This is a genomic window from Agromyces sp. 3263 (assembly GCF_031456545.1).
Classification (GTDB): domain Bacteria; phylum Actinomycetota; class Actinomycetes; order Actinomycetales; family Microbacteriaceae; genus Agromyces.
On the sequence record NZ_JAVDUV010000001.1, the window covers coordinates 1,519,095 to 1,538,564 of the forward strand.

The 19,470-nt window shown below is 70.4% G+C and carries 19 protein-coding genes; 7 read left to right on the forward strand and 12 right to left on the reverse strand.

Annotated features, from left to right (window positions below):
* Positions 1 to 70: 70 nt before the first annotated feature.
* Genes J2X63_RS06925 through J2X63_RS06945 form a run of 5 tightly spaced genes read right to left on the reverse strand, consistent with a single transcriptional unit; the run spans position 71 to position 5,610 of the window.
* The gene (locus tag J2X63_RS06925; RefSeq protein ID WP_309977846.1) at positions 71 to 1,324 is read right to left on the reverse strand and encodes a Gfo/Idh/MocA family oxidoreductase; all 1,254 of its coding nucleotides are present in this window, start codon (positions 1,322 to 1,324) and stop codon (positions 71 to 73) included.
* Between the two features lie 34 nt (positions 1,325 to 1,358).
* Positions 1,359 to 2,429 (reverse strand): LacI family DNA-binding transcriptional regulator, encoded by a 1,071-nt coding sequence (locus tag J2X63_RS06930; RefSeq protein WP_309975460.1) that lies wholly within the window; start codon positions 2,427 to 2,429, stop codon positions 1,359 to 1,361.
* A 5-nt stretch (positions 2,430 to 2,434) separates the two neighbouring features.
* Positions 2,435 to 3,343 carry a carbohydrate ABC transporter permease gene (locus tag J2X63_RS06935; protein ID WP_309975462.1) on the reverse strand — a complete coding sequence of 303 codons (909 nt, stop codon included), beginning with the start codon at positions 3,341 to 3,343 and terminating at the stop codon, positions 2,435 to 2,437.
* A complete protein-coding gene (locus J2X63_RS06940; protein ID WP_309975464.1) occupies positions 3,336 to 4,331 on the reverse strand; it encodes a sugar ABC transporter permease in 996 nt (331 codons plus the stop codon). Before J2X63_RS06940 ends, J2X63_RS06935 begins: the two co-directional genes overlap by 8 nt.
* A 4-nt stretch (positions 4,332 to 4,335) precedes the next feature.
* A complete protein-coding gene (locus J2X63_RS06945) occupies positions 4,336 to 5,610 on the reverse strand; it encodes a sugar ABC transporter substrate-binding protein (protein WP_309975466.1) in 1,275 nt (424 codons plus the stop codon).
* Positions 5,611 to 5,865: 255 nt separating this feature from the next.
* On the opposite strand from J2X63_RS06945, the gene J2X63_RS06950 reads away from it, so the two are divergent.
* The 4 genes from J2X63_RS06950 (at position 5,866) to J2X63_RS06965 (ending at position 9,295) form a co-directional block, all read left to right on the forward strand.
* Entirely contained in the window at positions 5,866 to 7,137 is a 1,272-nt protein-coding gene (locus J2X63_RS06950) for an MFS transporter (RefSeq protein WP_309975469.1), read from the forward strand.
* Between the two features lie 62 nt (positions 7,138 to 7,199).
* Positions 7,200 to 7,757 carry a hypothetical protein gene (locus J2X63_RS06955; RefSeq protein WP_309975471.1) on the forward strand — a complete coding sequence of 186 codons (558 nt, stop codon included), beginning with the start codon at positions 7,200 to 7,202 and terminating at the stop codon, positions 7,755 to 7,757.
* A 17-nt stretch (positions 7,758 to 7,774) separates the two neighbouring features.
* On the forward strand, positions 7,775 to 8,470 hold the full coding sequence (gene nucS, locus J2X63_RS06960) for an endonuclease NucS (protein ID WP_309975473.1): 696 nt from the start codon (positions 7,775 to 7,777) through the stop codon (positions 8,468 to 8,470).
* Positions 8,471 to 8,608: 138 nt separating this feature from the next.
* Positions 8,609 to 9,295 carry an HAD hydrolase-like protein gene (locus tag J2X63_RS06965; RefSeq protein ID WP_309975475.1) on the forward strand — a complete coding sequence of 229 codons (687 nt, stop codon included), beginning with the start codon at positions 8,609 to 8,611 and terminating at the stop codon, positions 9,293 to 9,295.
* A 39-nt stretch (positions 9,296 to 9,334) separates the two neighbouring features.
* Here J2X63_RS06965 and J2X63_RS06970 read toward each other — a convergent pair whose 3' ends face one another.
* From J2X63_RS06970 to J2X63_RS06980, 3 genes are read right to left on the reverse strand one after another with little or no spacing between them, the layout of a single operon-like run.
* On the reverse strand, positions 9,335 to 9,706 hold the full coding sequence (locus J2X63_RS06970) for a hypothetical protein (protein WP_309975477.1): 372 nt from the start codon (positions 9,704 to 9,706) through the stop codon (positions 9,335 to 9,337).
* On the reverse strand, positions 9,706 to 9,858 hold the full coding sequence (locus J2X63_RS06975; RefSeq protein ID WP_309975479.1) for a hypothetical protein: 153 nt from the start codon (positions 9,856 to 9,858) through the stop codon (positions 9,706 to 9,708). The genes J2X63_RS06970 and J2X63_RS06975 overlap by 1 nt, the downstream gene beginning before the upstream one ends.
* A 15-nt stretch (positions 9,859 to 9,873) precedes the next feature.
* A complete protein-coding gene (locus J2X63_RS06980) occupies positions 9,874 to 10,737 on the reverse strand; it encodes an alpha/beta hydrolase (protein WP_309975481.1) in 864 nt (287 codons plus the stop codon).
* Between the two features lie 333 nt (positions 10,738 to 11,070).
* On the opposite strand from J2X63_RS06980, the gene J2X63_RS06985 reads away from it, so the two are divergent.
* Both J2X63_RS06985 and J2X63_RS06990 read left to right on the forward strand, forming a co-directional pair.
* Positions 11,071 to 13,914, forward strand: coding sequence for an immune inhibitor A domain-containing protein (locus J2X63_RS06985; protein ID WP_309975483.1), 2,844 nt, complete (start codon positions 11,071 to 11,073; stop codon positions 13,912 to 13,914).
* A 200-nt stretch (positions 13,915 to 14,114) separates the two neighbouring features.
* Positions 14,115 to 15,386, forward strand: a complete 1,272-nt coding sequence (locus tag J2X63_RS06990) for a collagen-binding domain-containing protein (RefSeq protein ID WP_309975485.1) — start codon at positions 14,115 to 14,117, stop codon at positions 15,384 to 15,386.
* A 30-nt stretch (positions 15,387 to 15,416) separates the two neighbouring features.
* Here J2X63_RS06990 and J2X63_RS06995 read toward each other — a convergent pair whose 3' ends face one another.
* Complete coding sequence (locus J2X63_RS06995; protein WP_309975487.1) at positions 15,417 to 16,103, reverse strand: TetR/AcrR family transcriptional regulator; 687 nt, start codon at positions 16,101 to 16,103, stop codon at positions 15,417 to 15,419.
* 89 nt (positions 16,104 to 16,192) lie between these two features.
* Between J2X63_RS06995 and J2X63_RS07000 the strand changes: the two genes are divergently transcribed.
* Complete coding sequence (locus J2X63_RS07000; RefSeq protein ID WP_309975489.1) at positions 16,193 to 17,155, forward strand: NAD-dependent epimerase/dehydratase family protein; 963 nt, start codon at positions 16,193 to 16,195, stop codon at positions 17,153 to 17,155.
* 101 nt (positions 17,156 to 17,256) lie between these two features.
* On the opposite strand, the gene J2X63_RS07005 is transcribed toward J2X63_RS07000, so the two are convergent.
* From J2X63_RS07005 to J2X63_RS07015, 3 genes are read right to left on the reverse strand one after another with little or no spacing between them, the layout of a single operon-like run.
* The gene (locus J2X63_RS07005) at positions 17,257 to 17,610 is read right to left on the reverse strand and encodes a putative quinol monooxygenase (RefSeq protein ID WP_309975491.1); all 354 of its coding nucleotides are present in this window, start codon (positions 17,608 to 17,610) and stop codon (positions 17,257 to 17,259) included.
* Positions 17,607 to 18,413: an ATP-binding cassette domain-containing protein gene (locus J2X63_RS07010; protein ID WP_309975493.1), complete on the reverse strand. Its 807-nt coding sequence runs from the start codon at positions 18,411 to 18,413 to the stop codon at positions 17,607 to 17,609. The genes J2X63_RS07005 and J2X63_RS07010 overlap by 4 nt, the downstream gene beginning before the upstream one ends.
* Positions 18,410 to 19,450 (reverse strand): ABC transporter permease, encoded by a 1,041-nt coding sequence (locus J2X63_RS07015; protein WP_309975495.1) that lies wholly within the window; start codon positions 19,448 to 19,450, stop codon positions 18,410 to 18,412. The genes J2X63_RS07010 and J2X63_RS07015 overlap by 4 nt, the downstream gene beginning before the upstream one ends.
* Between the last annotated feature and the right edge of the window lie 20 nt (positions 19,451 to 19,470).

Here is a 19,470-nt window from a genome sequence, read left to right on the forward strand (position 1 = left end):
TGGGTCGCGAGCCGGGGGTGTTCGGCTCTGGGTCGGGCACCGGTTCGTGTCCGGTGGCGCCGATCGCCAGTCAGTTCATGGTAGCCACGGATGCCGGGGCCACCGTCACCGTGACCGGCGCCCGCCCTGCGGCATCCGCCGACCCGTCGGCCGGCTCGACCTGGCCCCGCTCGAAGTAGGCGACGAGGTCCGCGTCGAGCGCGGGGACGCGGAGGCTCCCGCCGCCGCTGCGAAGCGACTCGGTGGCCCGGATGCCGACCGCGACCGCCTCGCGGGCGGCGACGGGTGAGGTCTCGGTGCGCCCGCCCTCGCGCACGAAGCGCAGGAACTCGGTGACGAGCAGCGCGTCGGCCCCGTCGTGGCCGGCCTCCTCGCCGGCGGCGGGCACGATGAACGTCTCGTCGGCCGGGGCCGCGCCGTGGTGGCGGCGGTTCCAGAGCCGCACCTCGGAGCCGGCGGTGTCGCCGAGGTTCTCGATGCGCCCCTCCGTGCCGATGACGGTGTAGTTGCGCCAGTAGTCGGGCGTGAAGTGGCACTGCTGGTACGAGGCGAGCACGCCGTTGCCGAGTCGCAGGTTCACCATCGAGAGGTCCTCGACGTCGATGATCGGGTTGAGCCCGGTCTGCGCGGTCGGCGGCCAGTTGTCGAGGCTGAACCAGTCGCGCATGCGCTCGCCCGAACGGTCGCGGCGGTCGTCGATGCCGCCGTAGACGGTGAGCGAACCCATCGCCTGCACCTCGGTCGAGTAGGCGCCGGCGAGCCAGTGGATGACGTCGAGGTCGTGCGCGCCCTTCTGCAGCAGCAGCCCGGTGGTCTTCGACCGCTCGGCGTGCCAGTCCTTGAAGTAGTAGTCGCCGCCGTTGCCCACGAAGTGGCGGCACCAGACCGCCTTCACCTCGCCGATCCGCCCCTCGAGGATGAGGCGCCGCATGAGCACGACCACGGGCATGTGCCGCATGTTGTGCCCGACGTAGAGCCGGGTGCCAGTGCGGCGGGCGGTCTCGAGGATCGCGTCGGCGTCCTCGACCGTCACGGCGAGCGGCTTCTCGCAGAACACCGGCACGCCGGCCTCGAGCGCCGCGATCGCGACGGCGGCGTGCTGGTGGTCGGGGGTCAGCACCATGACGGCATCGAGGCCCATGCCGAGCAGCTCGTCGAGCGATGCGGTGACGGATGCCTCCGGCAGGGCCGCCCGGGCCTCCTCGCGCGAGCGCTCGGCGAGGTCGCACACCGCGACGACGCGGGCGCCCTGTCCGGGTCGGTGCGCCTCGCGCCAGAGCGAGGCGCGCGCGCCGAAGCCGACGATGCCGATGTTCAGGTCCACAGGGTGGTGCACGAGTTGGTACTCCTTCAGGGGGTTACAGGTTTCGGGGCGCGCGCGGCGGCGCGTCGAGATCGGTGGAGCCGCCCGGGAACAGCGACCACGGGAAGTCGTGCAGCCGCGGCTCGGCCGCCTCGGGCTCCAGCGCGCGGGCCACGATGATCTCGGCCTGGCGCTCGTAGAAGTCGGTCGGACCGACGGTCGTGAGGGTGGGGGCCACGAGCTGGGCGTCGGGGGTGTTGCCCACGCCGACCACGGCGACGTCGTGGGGCACGCGGAGCCCCAGCATGTGCGCGGCGTTGATCGCGGCGATCGCGGCGAAGTCGGTCGTGGCGTAGATCGCGGTCGGGCGGTGCTCCTGCGAGAGGAGCGCAACCGCGGCGGCGAACGCGCTCGCCTGCGTCTCGCCGTACGTCGCCGTGAACGCCGGGTCGACGGGAAGCCCGTGCGCGTGGAGGCGCTCCACGTAGGGCGAGTACCGGGAGCGTCCGGTGGCGCGGAACGCGCCCTCGGCCACGAGGCATCCGATCGCCGTGTGCCGTTCGAGCAGGTGGTCCATCGCCAGCTCGCACCCCGGCAGGGCGTCGGAGCGGATCACGTCGTAGCCGTCGGGCTCGAGCGTCTCCGAGAACACGACGAGCCGCTGGCCGCGCTCGACGAGCGCCTGCAGCTTCTGCCGACCGTCGTCGGTGGCGACCGCCCCGTCGAGGTAGGCGACGTCGCTCTCGACCCGGTCGAGCGCGGCGTACCAGTCGCCGTCGGCGAGGATCAGCGTGGTCAGGCCGTGCCGGTTCGCCTCCTCGTTCACCGCCGCGGCGACCGCGAGCGACCACGGGTCGCTCAGCATGTGCAGCGAGAGCTGCACGGTGTCGCTGCGGCCGGTGCGGATCGTGCGGGCCGCGCGGTTCGGCCGGTAGTTGAGCTGGCGGGCCGCGGCGAGCACGCGCTCGGCGGTCGGCTCGGCCACGCCCGACTCACCGCCGTTGCGGCCCGAGAACACGTACGACACCGTCGCCGTGGACACGCCGGCGAGCTCGGCGACCATGCGCAGCGTCGGGCGCCGCCTGGGCGCCGTGTGCCGTTCCTCGTGCTCGTTCGCCTGCGTCACCCGCGTCATCCCTTCGTCCCGGAGAACGCGATGCCCTGGATGAACTGCTTCTGCAGGACCATGAACGTGATCAGCATCGGCAACGTCGCGAGCAGCGCGCCGGCCATGAGCACAGGGTAATCAGTGCCGTGCAGCCCGACGAGCTGCGACAGGCCCACCGACAGCGGCATCTTCTCGGGGTCGGTCGTGACCACGAGCGGCCAGAGCAGGTCGTTCCACGACCACAGCACCGTGAACACCGTGAGCGCGATGATGCCGGGCTTGGCGAGCGGCACCATGATGCGCCAGAAGGTCTGCCACGGGTTGGCGCCGTCGATGCGCGCGGCCTCCTCGAGCTCGGCCGGCATCGACATGAAGAACTGCCGCATGAGGAAGGTGCCGAACGCGCTGAAGATGCCGGGCACGATGAGCGCCTGCAGGGTGTTCAGCCAGCCGAGCGACTGGATGATCTCGTACTGCGGCAGCAGGTACAGCTGCGAGGGCACCATGAGCACCGAGAGGAACACGACGAACACGACGTTGCGACCCCGGAACGGGATGCGAGCGAACGCGTAACCCGCCATCGTGCAGAGGACCACCTGGCCGACCGTGCGGCCGATCGTGAGCACCACCGAGTTCAGGAACATCTGCCCGAACGGCATCGACTCGAAGACCTCGGCGAAGTTCGTGAACACCCACGGGTCGGGGATGACCACGGGCGGCACCTGCACCGAGTCCTGGAACGTCTTGAACGCCGTGAGCGTCTGCCACACGAACGGGAACACCATGACGACGGCGCCGGCCGAGAGCAGCACGTGCACGATCCAGTGGCCGCGGTTGCGGCGGCCGGTGCGGGCAGCGGATGCTGCGCGCTGGCGCGCGCCCGCGGCATCCGCGCCCGTCATCGCCCGGGTGTCCAGGGAGAGGTCACTCATAGTGCACCCACTTCTTCTGCAGCCTGAACTGCACGACGGTCAGCACGAGGATGATCAGCAGCAGCAGGAACGCGATCGCGGCCGCGTAGCCGCGCTGGTTGTCGAGGAAGCCGGCCTCGTAGAAGAGGTAGACGATCGTGCGGGTGTTCGGCATCGCCGGGTTGTTGCGGCCGAGCATCATGTAGACGAGGTCGAAGACCTGCAGGGCGCCGATCACGCCGATGACGCTGACGAAGAAGATGCTCGGCGACAGCATCGGGATGGTGATCGAGAAGAACTTGCGGATCGGGCCCGCGCCGTCGAGGTCGGCCGCCTCCATGAGCGTGTCGGGGATGCCCTGCAGGCCCGCGAGGAAGATCACGATGCTCGTGCCGAGTCCCGCCCAGATCCCGACGACCGCGATGGAGATGAGCGCGGTGCTCGGGTCGGTGAGCCAGCTGCGGCCCTCGATGCCGACGACGCCGAGCACCTCGTTGAGCACGCCGTAGTCCCCGTTGTAGATCATGCGCCACACGAGCGCGATCGCGGCCGGCATGGTCACGACCGGGATGAAGTAGAGGGTGCGGTAGACGCCGCGCCCACGGAGCCCGGTGGTGTTGAGCAGCGCGGCGATGGCCACGGCGATCGGGATGCCGACGAGGGTGATGAGGGTGTACACGGCGGTGTTGCGGAGCGCTCCGAGGAGCTCGGGGTCCTGCAGCAGCGAGACGTAGTTGTCGAAGCCGACGAAGGTGGTGCCGCCGAAGGGGCCCGACTCGGTGAACGAGAGGATGAGCGTGCGCACCGTGGGCCAGAGGTAGAACGCCAGGAGCCCGACGGCCGTGGGCCCGATGAAGAGGAGAGCCCACCAGCCCGACTGGCGCGGGCCGCGGCCGGTACGACCCGCCCGGTCCCCCCGTCGGCCGGGGCGAGGGGCGGCGTCTCCCGGCCGCCCCCCGTCCAGCTCGGCGATCGGCGCGGCGGTGCGCTGCGCGATCAGGTCGGTCATGGCGCTACTCCGACTCCGCGTCGAGCGCGGCCTGCATCTGGTCCGCCAGTTGCGCGAGGCCGTCCTCCGGCGTCAACGCGCCCGCCCATACCTGCGAGAGGATCTCGCTCTCGATCGCGTTCCACGCGGCGGTGTTCTTCGACACCGGGTACGGCACGGCGGTCTCGAGCGCGTCGATGTAGACCTGCAGGTCGTACTGCGGCAGCGCGTCGACCCAGTCCTGCTGGGTGCCGTTGAAGGCGGGAATCACGGTCCCGGTCTCGGCCTGGATCTTCGCGGCCTGCTCGCCGCTCGCGAAGGCGGCGAACTCCTTGGCGATCTCGAGCTGGTCGCTCTTCGCGTTGGCGACGTTGCCGATGCCGTGGATGACGCTCTGGTTGCCCTCCGGCCCGGCGGCGAGCGGCGCCACGTTCACCTTGTCGGCGATGTCGGGATTCTCGGCGTAGGCGACGGCGGCCCACGAGCCGTTCTGGAACATGGCCGCCTTGCCGGAGAGGAAGAAGTCCTCGGGGCTCGTGTCGGTCATCTGCTGCGCGGTCGGCGACGAGCCGGCCTCGATCAGGTCGGTCCAGAGCGTGATGCCCTCGAGCGCCTCGGGGGTGCCGTAGCCGGTCTCGGTGCCGTCGGCGCTGACGACCTCGCCGCCGGCCTGGGCGATCGAGTCGTAGAAGTTCTCCTGGCCGTACTGGGTTGCCGTGATGCCGTAGACGCCGGCCGCCGGGTCGGTGAGCTTCGCCGCGGCGGCCTTCAGGTCGTCCCACGTCCAGCCGGCGCTCGGGTACTCGACGCCGGCCGCGTCGAAGAGCTCGGTGTTGTACCAGAGCGCGACGGTGTCGAAGTCCTTGGGTGCGCCGTAGAGGGAGCCGTCGTAGGTGTAGAGGTCGATGAGCCCCTGCGGGTAGTCGGATGCCTCGATGCCCTCGTCGTCGAGCGGCGCGAGCACGCCGTTCGAGGCGTAGAGCTGGAAGTTTGGGCCGTTCATCCAGAACACGTCAGGGCCGGCGCCGCCCGACACCGCGGTCTGGAGCTTCGTGAAGTACTCCTTGTAGGGCGTGAGCTGGATGTCGACGGTGACGTTCGGGTGCTCCTTCGTGAACGCGGCGGCGATCTCCTCCATCGCAGGCTGCTGGTTCTGGTCCCAGATGGCGTAGTCGATCGTGACGTCGCCGCCGTCATCGCCGGCCGCGCTGCCGGACGCGCAGGCGCTGAATGCGAGCAGGGCGGCGGCCGATGCGGCCAGGGCCGCGACAGTGCGGCCGGGTCTGGTGGATCGGAGCATGCGTTTCTCCTTCGAAGTGGTTCTGTCGGGGGTCTACGGCGGGGCCTTGGCCCCGAGCGGGGGAAACGATTGTTAATCGTTTAGCACGAGAAGATAACCCGCCACCGACGTGCTGCGCAAGCGTTGCGCGCCGCGGATTTCCGGGCGTGCCGGGCCGCGGTTGCGATCATCCCGCGTGATCGATATGGTTCTCAGATCGGCGGTATCGAATCGATTCGACCCCGTCGCCGAGCCGCACACGACGAAGCAGAGCAGATGACCGGAACCCCGCGTGAGAGCGTGACCACCGACCGCACGCGTCGCGAACTGATCGCCTGGCGCAACGCGATCTTCACGATCTTCTTCCTCTCGGGGCTGAGCCTCGCGAGCTGGGTCGCCCGACTTCCCGCGATCCGCGACGACGTCGACCTCAGCACGCAGGGCGTGGGATTCGTCATCCTCGCCGGCTCCGCGGCATCCGTGATCGGCCTCATCGTGGCGCCGTGGCTGATGGCGCGCTTCGGCACGCGTCTCGGCATGGCGGCGGTGCTCGTGATCGTCGCCGTCGGCCTGATCCTCGTCGGGATCGGCGGCTCGATCCTGCCGTCCGTGCCCCTCGTCATGATCGGCCTGGCGCTGTTCGGGTTCGGCAACGGCACGGTCGACGTGATGATGAACGTCGAAGGCGCAGAGGTGGAGCGCGAGATCGGCCGCACGCTGATGCCCCTCATGCACGCGTTCTTCAGCTTCGGCACCGTCGCCGGAGCCGGCGTCGCGGTCGTGGCGTCCGCGCTCGGCATCCCGGTCGCCTTCCACCTCGCCGTCATGGCCGTGCTCGTGGCGGGAGCCGTGATCGTCGCGGTGCGCTTCGTGCCGGTGCGCGAGGAGCTCGGCGACGACCCGCATACCGACGCGCCGCGTCCTCCGTGGCGCCGTCGTCTGCGCGAGAGCCTCATGGTCTGGGGCGACGTGCGGCTGCTCCTCATCGGCGTGGTCATGCTCGGCATGTCGTTCGCCGAGGGCGGGGCGAACGACTGGCTCGCCCTCGCGGTCGTCGACGGGCACGGCTTCGACGCCACCGTCGGTGCGGCGATCTTCACCGTCTTCACAGTGTCCATGACCGCCGCACGCGTGCTCGGCGGGCCCGTGCTCGACCGGTTCGGCCGCGTCCCGATCCTCCAGGTGCTCGCGGCCATCGGCGTCGTCGGCCTCGCCCTGTTCATCTACGGCGACGAGCCGTGGTTGCTCATCATCGGCACCGTGCTCTGGGGCGTCGGCTGCTCGCTCGGGTTCCCCGTCGGCATGTCCGCCGCGGCCGACGTGTCCGACCGCCGCCTCGCGGCCTCGCGGGTGAGCGCCGTCGCGATCATCGGCTACTGCGCGTTCCTCGCCGGCCCGCCGTTCCTCGGGTTCATCGGCGAGCACTTCGGCATCCTGAACGCGCTGCTCGTCATCCTCGGCCTCATGGTGATGGCCGGGCTGGCAGCGCCCGCCGCCCGCGAGCAGACCGGTCCGCGCGCGCGGCCCAAGGCGCCCGCAGCGCCGTAGCGCACCGTCCGGGAGCGGGCAAGGGCTCTCGCGCCGGCCGCCCGGACGGCGAGAATCCGAGGATGGATGCCGACGACCTGCTCGACGACCACGCCCGCCTCGACCCGGCCCGCGACGACCGCGACGGTGACGGTGACGGTGACGGTGACGGTGACGGTGACGGCCGAGCCGACCTCGACCGCCCCGCCGTCCACCACACCCGGCCGCCGGGCGTCGACGACGCCACCGTCGAGGCGCTCGGCAAGCTCTCCGAGGCGCTCGAGACGATCGAGGATGCCCGTGGCTCGCTGTACCGGTTCCACCGACTGACCGGCAAGGCCGACCTGGCCATCGGCGAGGCCGCCGAGCTCTTCCGCGCCGCGGGCTACGAGCGGGTCGCGGACCGTCTCGAACGGGACGTCATCGGTCGCAACGTGCTCGAGGGCCGCTGGACGTTCCAGGTCGTCGAGGAGTACGACGACGGCTACTACGCCGAGGTTCGCGACGTCGAGCGCGCGGCCCGCGACGAGCTCGTCGGCGGACGCCGCCACCTCTTCGAGGCCGAGATGAAGGAGGACCGGCGCACCCGCGGGCGCCGGCACCACGAGGCGCGGCCGCCCGAGGCATCCGCCGGCGCCTGACGCCGTACACTCGACGGGTGCGTCTCGTCATCGCCCGCTGCTCCGTCGACTACGCGGGGCGCCTCTCCGCCCACCTGCCGCTCGCGACGCGGCTGCTCATGGTCAAGGGCGACGGCAGCCTGCTCGTGCACTCCGACGGCGGCAGCTACAAGCCGCTCAACTGGATGAGCCCGCCGTGCACGCTCGAGTCGCTCGAGCCCGACGACGACCAGGCCGCTGCGGGCGTCATCGAGCTGTGGAAGGTCACGCACAAGAAGACCGCCGACCAGCTCGTCGTCTCGATCCACGAGGTGCTCCACGACTCCGCGCACGAGCTCGGCGTCGACCCGGGCCTCCAGAAGGACGGCGTCGAGGCGCACCTGCAGCAGCTCCTCGCCGAGCAGATCGAGCTCCTCGGCGACGGGCACCGGCTCGTGCGGCGCGAGTACATGACGGCGATCGGTCCGGTCGACATCCTGGCGACGGATGCCTCGGGGGCCTCGGTCGCGGTCGAGCTCAAGCGGCGCGGCGACATCGACGGCGTCGAGCAGCTCACCCGCTACCTCGAGCTCATGAACCGCGATCCCCGCCTGGCACCGGTGACCGGCATCTTCGCCGCGCAGGAGATCAAGCCGCAGGCGCGCACCCTCGCGGAGGACCGCGGCATCCGCTGCGTCGTGCTCGACTACGACGCGATGCGCGGCATCGAGAGCGGCCACGCCCGCCTGTTCTGAGGGGGCGCGTGGGGCAGTCGACTGACCGTCGCACGACGATCGGACGATCGGCATGCAAGCCCCTTGTCGCTCGTTCTGGGGAATGGGAGCGTTCTCTTCCTGAGAAACACTCAGACACGCTCGACATAGGATGACACGGTGACTTCCACGATGCCCCTTCAGACCATCGCGCCCACGCGCACCTGGTCGGCCGTGCTGTTCGACCTCGACGGCACGATCGTCGACTCGGCCTCCGACATCACGGCGTCGCTCGCCCACATGTTCACCCAGCTCGGCGTCGACGTGCCGTCCGACGAGGTGCTCCGCTCCTACGTCGGCCCGCCCCTGCTCGACAGCCTGCGGCTGACCGCCGGCTTCGACGACGCCGAGGCCTGGGAGGCGCTCAACGTCTACCGCGAGCACTACGCGCACCGCGTGCTCTGCTCCCCGGTCTTCCCCGGCGTCGCGGGCGTGCTCGAGCGGCTGCACGCCGCGGGCGTGCCGGTCGCACTCGCGACCTCGAAGCCCGAGTCGATGGCCCGCAAGGTGCTCGACCACGCCGGACTGAGCCAGTACTTCACCGAGATCACCGGCGCGAGCGACGACGAGGAGCTCAGCACCAAGGCCGAGGTCGTGCGCGAGGCGCTGCGTCGCCTCGAGTCGCAGGGCGTCGACCTCTCGAACCCCGTCATGGTCGGCGACCGCGGCTACGACACCCTGGGTGCCGCCGCGAACGGCGTGCCGACGATCATGGTCGAGTGGGGCTACGGCTCCCCCGCCGAGGCCGGCGACGCCATGGCGGTCGTGCACTCGGCCGACCAGCTCCGGTCGCTGCTGCTCGGCTGAGGCTCCGCCCGCCCACGGGGCACGGCCCCGGGCGCCGGGTCAGGAGCCGCCCGCGGCCTTCGGCACCACGTCGACGGTGAAGGTCACGCTGTCGCCCGTCTCGCCGTTGTCCAGCGTCACGTTGGTCTCGCCGACGGACTTCGCGGTGAGGCCGGGGTTGAACTGCGCGCTGCCGTCGTCGCGGCCCGCGACGAACTCGACCACGTCGGGATCATCGATGTCGGCCGTCCACGCGGCGTAGGTCTCGTCGTCGCCGGTCAGGTCGATCGTGCCGCCCTCGGTCACCTCGACCGTCGTGCCGTCCACGTCGCCGAGGTCGACGATCACGGGCGGCAGCGCCGACGCGCCCCCCGTGGTGTTCGACGAGCAGCCTGCGAGCGCCAGCGCCCCGACCAGCGCGACCGTCGCCATCAGCGCAGCGGATGCCGCAGGCCGCCGCCCTGCGCCTCGAACCAGGATTCCGCCCATCCGAACCACCCCCGCGACCGATCGTACGCCGCGCCGGCTGAGCGGCCGGGAGCCGCGACCGGCGGACGGAGCGGGATGCCGCGGGCACGCGCCACGCGGCATCCGCTCGGCTACTGGATGAACCGCTGCACGAAGGCCAGGGCCTCGTCGGCGACCTCGCGCCACCCCGAGTCGATGGTGAGCGAGTGCCCGCGGCCCGGGATCGTGATCTCCTCGGTCGTGCCCGGGTTCTTCGCCTGGATCTTGTAGCTCGCGTCGGTGATCGCCGGCGGAACGGTGTGGTCCTTCTCGCCGCCGATGATGAGCATCGGTCCGCGCTCCGGATTCTTCGAGTCGACCGTGGTCTCGCCGCCGAACGGGTTGAAGTTCGCGAACGCCGCCTGGAAGAGCGGAGCGCCGGCAGCGGGCACATGGAGCGTGTCGTAGAGACGCCTGGCCTCGGCCTCGTCGAGCGCGTTGGCCCAGCCGTACTGGAACTGCTCGAAGGTGAGCGCCACTCCCCGCTTGGCGTTCGCCGGGTTCGACAGCACCGGTGACGCGGACTTCAGCGCGGACGCGGGCAGCGGCAGCACGCCCTTGAACGGCGCGTTGTCGATCGAGACCGTGGCGGCGGCCACGCCCTCGCCGGCGATCTTCTGGGCGATCAGGCCGCCGAACGAATGGCCGATCACGACGGGCGCCTGGTCGAGCGCCGCGATCGCCTCGAGGTAGTGATCCGTGACCTGCTGCACCATCTTCTTCGCGAAGGCCTCGGGATGCTCGCGCGCCTCGGCGACGGTGGCCGGGTCGTCGGGCCATCCCGGTGCGAGGGTGATGAACCCGTTGTCCTCGAAGAAGTCGCGCCACGGCTGCCAGCTGCTCGACAGCAGCCAGAGTCCGTGCACGAACACGACCGGCGTGAGGTCGGACGCGTTCGCGCGCGCGATCTCCTCCCGCTCCCAATCGGCGAGGGTGGAACCGGTGGACTCGCTCATGTGTTCCTCTCCGGAATCCGCCGGGCGCGGTCCCGGCTCAGGGTATGCCCGTCTTCCCCACCCGGCCACCCCTCGGCCGCACTCTGTAACGGTCCGTTCACAATCGGCGCGGTCACCGAGCAGGGCCCGCGGATGAATCGTGCGCGGCACGCAACGGACTTGCGTCTCTCTCCACAGATTGCGGAAAGCACTTCCATAGGGGCCGCATGGCAAGGCAGGATGCCGTCTACGTCCGTCTACCAGGCGGGCGTCGTTCGTGCGCCGCGGTCATCCCCCGGCGCACTCGGAGGGAGAAGCATGTTTGGAAACACCACTCGCGCGCGCAGGCGCGTGGTGGCGACGATTCCCGTGCTCGCACTCGCGGCCGCCGGCTTGGCGACCATGGGAGCGACCGGGGCATCGGCAGCGCCATCGCACGTCTCCGCGCCGGTGATCAGCGACGACGAGTACTACATGAACTACGTCGCGCCGAGAGCCGAAGCGGCGTTCGGCACCGACGACGAGGTCGTCGCCGGATCCGTCGCCAAGCGCACCGCGCCCGAGGCCATCGCCGAGGCCGAGGCCATCGACGCGAAGTACTCGCAGGGCAACCCGGTGGCGGCGAAGGGGCTCGCGCAGCTCGAGGCCCAGTCGATCGACACCGGCAAGAGCCCTGGGCAGCTCAAGCGCGAGGGGCGTTCCGACAAGGGCAAGCACAAGAACCCGCACAAGACGCCCGACTACAAGCAGGCCGAGGAGACGCAGGAGGCGAAGCTCCTCACGATCCTCGTCGAGTTCAACACCGACGCCAACGACGACTTCACGGGCGTGCAGGTTCCGACCGAGTTCGGCTCGACCGAGTGCAAGCCGGGCGAGGTCCAGAACGGCCCCCTCCACAACAACATCCCGAACCCCGCCGATTACGAGCTCGAGGACAACAACTCGATGTGGGTCTCCGACTTCTCGTCGGAGCACTACAACACCATGCTCTTCACCGACAAGGGCATCACCGAGCGCGTGCGCAAGGACCTCGTCGGTCCCGACGGCAAGCCCGGCATCGACATCTCGGGCTACACCATGAAGAACATGTACGAGGAGATGTCGCACGGCGCCTATACCGTGCACGGCTCCGCGACCCCGTGGGTCACCGTCCCGCACTCCGAGGCGTACTACGGCGCGAGCACCTGCTTCCTGAACGACGAGGGCGTGTACGAGGCCGGCGCGATCCAGGACATGCAGGGCCACCCCGACAACCCCATCGGCGCGGGCCAGCTCCCCATCGACGCGGTGACGGCACTGGCGGCGGCGCAGCCCGACTTCCCGTGGGCCGACTACGACATCGAGGACCAGGGCGACCGCGACGGCGACGGGAACTACCTCGAGCCCGACGGCGTGATCGACCACGTCGTGCTCGTGCACGCCGGTGAGGACAAGTCGGGCGGCGGCGGTGCAGAGGGCACCTACGCCATCTGGGCGCACTCCTCCGCTGTCGCGGGCGGCGCTGCCATCCCCGGCACCGACCTCAAGCTCTCGAACTACATCGTGCAGCCCGAGGATTCGGGCGTCGGCGTGTTCGCGCACGAGTACGGCCACGACCTCGGCCTGCCCGACCTCTACGACACCTCCAACCAGGGCGACTCCGACGTCGACTTCTGGGACCTGATGTCGTCGGGCTCGCACTCCGGACCGATCTTCCAGTCGATGCCGACCCACATGGGCCTCTGGGACAAGTGGGTGCTCGGCTGGGCCGACCCCATCCAGATGAACCCCGGTGAAGCTGCCAAGACCATCACCGTCGGCCAGAGCTCGCGCCCGATCAAGGGCACCGAGGACGGCGTGAAGATCAACCTGCCCGCCAAGGTCAACGTCATGGCCGAGCCGACCAGCGGCGAGAACATGTGGTACACCGGCTCCGACCAGGACTGGGGCGACATCCGCATCGTCCGCGACCTCGACGTGCCCGTCGACGCGAAGCTCTGGATGCAGAACAACTACGTCATCGAGGAGGACTGGGACTTCGGCTTCGTCGAGGTCTCGACTGACGGCGGCACCACGTGGAGCGAGCTGAAGGTCCTCAACGAGGACGGCAGCGAGGCCACCACGCCCGACGGCTACGCCGACCCCAACGGCAACATGGCCACCTTCGGCTCGAACGAGGGCGAGGCCAAGCACTACGGCCTCACGGGCACCTCCGACGGGTGGAAGCACCAGTACGTCGACCTCGCCGCGTACGCCGGCAGCACGGTCAGCCTCCGCCTCCGCCTCGCCACCGACGCCGCCTTCCAGGAGCGCGGCTGGTTCGTCGACGACTTCGACCTGCAGAGCGCCGGCACCACCGTCTGGTCCGACGATGTCGAGGGCGGTGACAACGGCTGGGAGAAGCAGGTCGAGACCTTCGCGGCATCGACCGGTCCCGGCTGGCGCATCGACAGCGGCACCTCCACCACCGCCCAGTACTACCTGGTCGAGTGGCGCAACTTCGACGGCTTCGACGAGGGCCTGAAGTACGGGTACGACACCGTCTACAGCGCCACGGCCGGTGCGTGGAAGGTCGACAAGATCAAGTACAACGCTCCCGGTGCGCTCGTCTGGTACCGCGACGCGGGCTACGGCAGCACCAACCACGTCGAGTCCAACGAGACGGCGCTCCCGAGCGCCGGCGCCAAGGGCGGCCTGTTGATCGTCGACAGCCACTTCGACCCGCTGCGCCGTACCGGCGAGGCGGCCGAGATCGACCCCACGGCGACCGACAACATGCCCTCGCGTGCCCAGTCCTCGAACGCGGCGTTCGGCCTCACCAAGACGTACCCCTTCACGGAGTGCATCACGGGAGCCGACTTCACCGACGAGTACTGCACCGACGTCAAGTCCCAGAAGCCGGTGAGCGTCTTCACCGACAACCAGGGCTGGGTCCCCGGCATCGAGATCCGCAACGGCGAGGACCTGTACTACCGCTACCGCAACGGTTCGGTCGTCGTGCCCTCGGTCGACAACCAGCCGTACTCCACGCGGGTCGTCGACGAGAACGGCACGCCGCTCACCGAGTTCTACGGCTTGGAGGTCATGCCGGGCATGACGCTCGGCTCGGGCAACCCGGCCGATGCCGGTGTCGGCTACGGCACCGTCGTCGAGGTGAAGAAGGCGGGCAAGAACAACACGTCCGCCCAGATCAAGATCACCCCGCCCGCAGCGGGCTGATCCGATCGCACGACCGGCGAGGCGTCGGCTCCTTCGGGAGTCGGCGCCTCGCCGCATTCCTGCGGAGCGCCGGCCGCGGAGGCGCCGACGCGCGGATGAGCGCTCGTGAACGCTTGGCGGGCGACCCGGCACGTGCAAGGCTGGAGCGCATGACGCATTCGGGGGAACGTCGGGGAAGGGCCGTCGCCACGGTCGTGGCAGTGGCTGCATTCGCGGGAGCCGCCGTGCTGCTTCCGGGCGCCGCGGTCGCCGCGCCGGGCGACACGATCGGACCGATCAACCCCGTCGCCCAGCCGCTCGGCAGCCATGCCGCGAACAGCGGCTTCCTCGTGTTCGTCGAGGGCGACGTGGAGTTGAACGCGGACGAAGCCGAGGGCACGCTCGCGCTCGGCGGGGACCTCAGCTTCCAGACGCCGTACAACATCGCGGCCGGTTCGGTGCCGCCCGGCACCTTCATCGCCCCCGGCGACACCTCGCCGACGTACCTCTACGTCGGCGGCGGCGTCGCGTTCCCGGACGACGCCGGGGTCGTGCTCAAGGTGCTCAACAACGGCTTCACGAAGATCGCCGACACGACGACCTACGACGCGTTCGACACCGACCAGAACAACACCGTCGGTCCGCACCACGTCGTGCCGCCCGGGGGTTCGTACGAGACGCAGCCGCGCATCGAGGGCACGATCACGCAGACGCCGACCTCGATCGAGACGCCGGTGCCCGCCGACCTCATCGACGTCGACGGGGCGTTCGCCCTCTACCGGGACACGACGACCACGCTCAGCCGCTGCGCTCCGACCATCGACTTCGCCAACCGAGACGATGGCGCACCCCTGACTCCCCCGTATGCCGAGGGGACGGCGGCCCGACTCACCCTCGTGCCCGGCGAGACGAACGTCGTCACGCTCGCGGCGGCCGACCTCGATGCCCTGGCCGAGATCACCTTTCCCGACGGCGGCCCGTCGCCCGACACGCCACTGCTGGTGAACGTCACCGGCACTGCCTTCAGCGGGACCATCCCGAATCTCGCCGGCCTCTCCGGAGCGAATGCGCCGTTCATCCTGTGGAACTTCCCCGAGGCGACCTCGGTGACGGTCACGGGCGGCGCGACCCTCGAGGGCACGATCTACGCCCCGAACGCCGACGTGAACTGGCAGGTCACGCAGAACATCGAGGGCAACGTCATCGCGGCCTCGTTCATCCACGGGCAGCCCGCCGCGACGCCGGTCGGCTCGCCGCGCGAGGTCCACAACTTCCCGTTCGCCGCGGAGCTCACCTGTCTCGAGAGCGGTGACTCGATTCCACCGGATCCCACGGATCCCCCGACCGATCCGTCGACGCCCCCGGGTCCGACGAACCCCGATCAGGCCCTGCCTGCCACCGGGACGGACGCGTTCCCCGGCATGGTGGCGGCGGCCGCCCTCGCCGCGGCCGGAGCCGCCGCCACCGCGATCGGATCGCGCCGACGGGCATGACGGCCGCTCCACTGGGCGACGGAGGCCCGATCAGGCCTGTGGCAGCAGTCCGTCGAGCAGTCGCTCCAGGCCCCACACGAACTGGTCGGTGGAGTTGTGCTGAGCCGCCACGTCGGCGGTGCGTGAGCTGAGGGGGAAGGTGGCGAGGTCCGTCCAGAGCGCCGTGCCCGAGGCATCCGGGAACAGGCCGTCGGTCGGTGCGGCCGCCTCGAGGTCGGCGTCCTGGTCGGCCGACTCGAGGGCGATCGACCCGAGCGCGAAGACCTGCAGCGCGTAGGCAGCCCGCGCGGCGTCGTCGAGGCCGAGGCCGGCAGCGGTGAACGACTCGAGGAGCGTCTCGTTCAGGCGCATCGCGTTCGGCCCGTCGAGCGGGCCGCTCATGATGAGGCCGAGCGCGCCGGCGTGCGCGGTGAGGAGCTCACGGAGGCGGAGCGCAAGGGCCACGATGCGCCGGCGGATCGCCGCGGCATCCGGAACGTCGACCGTGTCGGAACCGCCGGCTTCGCGCAGGTCGAGGCGGGCGAGCAGGTGCTCGATCATGCCGCGGAGCAGTGCGTTCTTGCTGGAGTAGTAGGTATAGAGTGCGGTCGGCGTGATGCCGAGCGAGCCGGCGACGCCCCGCACGGACACCGCGGCGAAGCCTCTCGTCTCGAGCAGGTCGAAGGCGGCGTCGAGGATCTCGGCGTGGGTGAAGCTGCGGCGGGGTCCGGGTCTCATGCGGGTGCGATCTGGCGGTTCATCTCCACACACCGTACAGTGTTGTAACGCCGAACAGTGTCCAGAGATATCGCGAGATCAGGAGCACCATGAGCGACCCCCGCCTGCATGTCGTCTTCGGCTCGGGCCCCGTCGGCCGCGCCACCGCGGTCGCACTGCGCTCCCGCGGGCTCGGCGTGCGCATCGTCAACCGAAGCGGCCGCAACGCGCTGGGGCCCGATGCCGCAGCGCTGGCCGACGTCGAGGTGATCAGCGGTGATGCCGCGGACGCCGCATTCGCCACCCGCGCGGCCGCCGGCGCGGCATCCGTCTACCAGACCCTGAACCCCGTCTACCACCGGTGGGCCGAGGACTTCCCGCCGCTGCAGCGCGGCGTGCTCGCGGCCGCGGAGGCGAACGGCGCGCGCCTCGTGAACATGGACAACGTGTACTCGTACGGCCGCACCGGCGGCAGGCCGCTCACCGAGGAGAGCCCTCAGCAGCCGCACACCCGCAAGGGGCGAGTGCGGCTCGACATGGCGAACGAGCTGTGGGCGGCGCACCGCGAGGGGCGCGTCGAGGTCGTGAGCGGCCGGGCGTCCGACTACTACGGGCCGGGTGCGGGTATCGCGTCGCCCATCGGCGACCGAGTGCTCGACGCGGTGGCCGCCGGCAAGCGCGTCGACCTGTTCGGTGATCCCGGCCTGGTGCACAGCTACACGTACCTGCCCGACATCGGCGAGGGCCTCGCCGTGCTCGGCACGGCGGACGGCGTGAGCGGATCCGCCTGGCACCTGCCGAACGACCCGCAGCCGTGGACGAGTCGCGCGATGGTCGAGGAGTTCTTCCGGCTCGCCGGCACCGAGCCGCGCATCGGACGCCTGCCGAAGGTCGCGTTGCGCGCCGTCGGCCTCGTCAATCCGACCGTTCGGGAGCTCCTCGAGATGGCCTACGAGTTCGAGGAGCCGTTCGTCGTCGACTCGAGTCGCATCGCGGCGCTCGGCGCACGCGCGACTCCGATCGCCGAGGCGCTCGACCGCACGTTCCAGGCGTACCGGGTCGCGCACGCCTGACAGGCGACGGCCTGCGGCTCCGACGAGCGGCGTCGGACCGAGGTCGGCGACGACGCCCGCGTCATGCGCAGGGCGCCGCCGCCGGGTTCGGGCGGTCGGGCTCAGCCGAGCCGGGTCAGGAACGTGAGGACCGAGCCGTCCTCCTCGATCAGGGGCCCGAGCGCCGCATTGAACGGGGCGCCGTACGGGGCGGCGAGATGCTCGGCGAACGCCGCGTCGTCGCGGTAGGCCTCGACGACCACGAAGCCGGTGCCGATCGGCTCCGGTCCTTCCGTCGCGCCCGACCCCGCCGGAGCAGGACCGACGCGATGCGGCTCGAAGGCGAGGCATCCGGGCTCGTCGCGCACCTTCGCGGTGAGCGCGAGGAGGAGGCGCTCGACCTCCTCCTCGTGGCCGGGCAGGGCGGTGAACCGGGCCACGAGCTCGACGCGGCCGTCCTCACTCGCCCAGCTCATCCGCGGGCCGCGCCCGTCATGATCGCCACGGCGTCCGTCATGGAGTGCGACTCCGGCGTGATCGTCGCCGCGCGCTTGCCGAGCCGCTGGATGTGGATGCGGTCGGCGACCTCGAAGACGTGCGGCATGTTGTGCGAGATGAGGATCACGGGGATGCCGCGCTCGCGCAGGTTCTTGATGAGCTCGAGCACCTGGTTGGACTCGCGCACGCCGAGCGCCGCGGTGGGCTCGTCGAGCACCACGACCTTCGAGCCGAACGCGGCGGCGCGGGCCACGGCCACGGCCTGGCGCTGCCCGCCCGAGAGGTTCTCGACCGGCACGGTCACGTCCTGCAGCGTCGAGATGCCGAGCGCGGTGAGCTCGTCCTTCGCCTTCTGCCGCATGCCCTTCTGGTCGACGACGCGGAAGACGGAGCCGAGCACGCCCCGCTTGCGCTCCTCGCGACCGAGGAACAGGTTCGCGGCCACGTCGAGCGCCGGCGAGACGGCCAGGTTCTGGTACACCGTCTCGATGCCCGCGGCCCGAGCGTCCTGCGGGCGCTTGAAGTGCACGGGCTTGCCGTCGAGGAAGATCTCGCCCTCGTCGGGGATCTCGGCGCCGGTCAGGCACTTGATCAGGGTCGACTTGCCTGCGCCGTTGTCGCCGATCACGGCGAGCACCTCACCCGGGTAGAGGTCGAGGCTCACGCCGTCGAGGCCGACGACGCGGCCGAACGTCTTCACGAGGCGTCGGGCCCGGAGGATGGGCGTGCGGGTCTCCACGGGCGCGCCGCCCGCGGCATCCGATGCGATGGTGTCGGTCATTTGCGTACCTTTCGGATCCACTGGTCGACGGAGACGGCGACGATGATGAGCACGCCGACCGCGAAGGTCTGCCAGAGCACGTCGAGCCCGGCGAGTGAGAGGCCGTTGCGGAAGACGCCCACGATGAGGGCACCGAGCAGCGTGCCCCACACGGTGCCGCGGCCGCCGAAGAGGCTCGTGCCGCCGATGACGACGGCCGTGATCGAGTCGAGGTTGAGGTCGGTGCCCGCGTTGGGCGAGGCCGCGTTGGTGCGGCCGATCTGGATCCACGCACCGAGCGCGAGGATGGCGCCCGCGGCCAGGTACACGCTCATCAGCACGCGGTTCACGCTGATGCCGGCCAGGCGCGCGGACTCCTTGTCGTCGCCCACCGCGTAAACGTGCCGGCCCCACGCCGTCTTCGCGAGGATGAAGGAGATGACGACGTAGAGCAGCAGCATCATGACGACGCCGACGGTGAAGTTCACGCCGAGCACGTTGAACGTGTTGCCGGTCCACGTGAGCAGCGCGGGCATCTCGCCGCCGCGCACGGTGGCGCCGCCCGAGTAGAGCAGCGTCAGCGCGACGAAGATGTTCAGGGTGCCCAGGGTCACGATGAACGGCGGCAGCTTGAGCCGGGTGACGAGCGCGCCGTTGAGCGCGCCGGCTGCGAGGCCGACGAGCAGGCCGAGGAACAGGCCGACCGGTGCGGGCAGTCCGGCCTGCACCGTGGTCTGGGCGATGACCATCGAGCTCAGCACCATCACGGCGCCGACCGAGAGGTCGATGCCCGCGGTGAGGATGATGAGCGTCTGGGCCACCGCGAGGGTGCCGACCACGGCGACCTGCTGCGTGATGAGCGACAGGTTGGCCGGGTTCAGGAAGCGCTCGTTGAGCAGTCCGAACACGATGACGGACAGCACCAGCACGATGGCCGGGCTGATCGCCGGATAGCGGTGCAGCGTGTTGCGGATGCGGCTGAGCGGGGTGGTTCGGTCGAGGAACTCCTCGGCCAGGTCGAGTGCCGCCGTCGGCGGCTCGGTCGTGTGCTGACTCACGTGAAATCTCCGATGTTGGG

Bases quoted from the DNA above. Each gene is read 5' to 3' on its own strand.
- J2X63_RS06935 (WP_309975462.1), bottom strand. From the start codon at position 3,343: ATGAGTGACCTCTCCCTGGACACCCGGGCGATGACGGGCGCGGATGCC.
- J2X63_RS06940 (WP_309975464.1), bottom strand. From the start codon at position 4,331: ATGACCGACCTGATCGCGCAGCGCACCGCCGCGCCGATCGCCGAGCTG.
- J2X63_RS06945 (WP_309975466.1), bottom strand. From the start codon at position 5,610: ATGCTCCGATCCACCAGACCCGGCCGCACTGTCGCGGCCCTGGCCGCA.
- J2X63_RS06950 (WP_309975469.1), top strand. From the start codon at position 5,866: ATGACCGGAACCCCGCGTGAGAGCGTGACCACCGACCGCACGCGTCGC.
- J2X63_RS06955 (WP_309975471.1), top strand. From the start codon at position 7,200: ATGGATGCCGACGACCTGCTCGACGACCACGCCCGCCTCGACCCGGCC.
- J2X63_RS06970 (WP_309975477.1), bottom strand. From the start codon at position 9,706: ATGGCGACGGTCGCGCTGGTCGGGGCGCTGGCGCTCGCAGGCTGCTCG.
- J2X63_RS06980 (WP_309975481.1), bottom strand. From the start codon at position 10,737: ATGAGCGAGTCCACCGGTTCCACCCTCGCCGATTGGGAGCGGGAGGAG.
- J2X63_RS06995 (WP_309975487.1), bottom strand. From the start codon at position 16,103: ATGAGACCCGGACCCCGCCGCAGCTTCACCCACGCCGAGATCCTCGAC.
- J2X63_RS07000 (WP_309975489.1), top strand. From the start codon at position 16,193: ATGAGCGACCCCCGCCTGCATGTCGTCTTCGGCTCGGGCCCCGTCGGC.
- J2X63_RS07005 (WP_309975491.1), bottom strand. From the start codon at position 17,610: ATGAGCTGGGCGAGTGAGGACGGCCGCGTCGAGCTCGTGGCCCGGTTC.
- J2X63_RS07010 (WP_309975493.1), bottom strand. From the start codon at position 18,413: ATGACCGACACCATCGCATCGGATGCCGCGGGCGGCGCGCCCGTGGAG.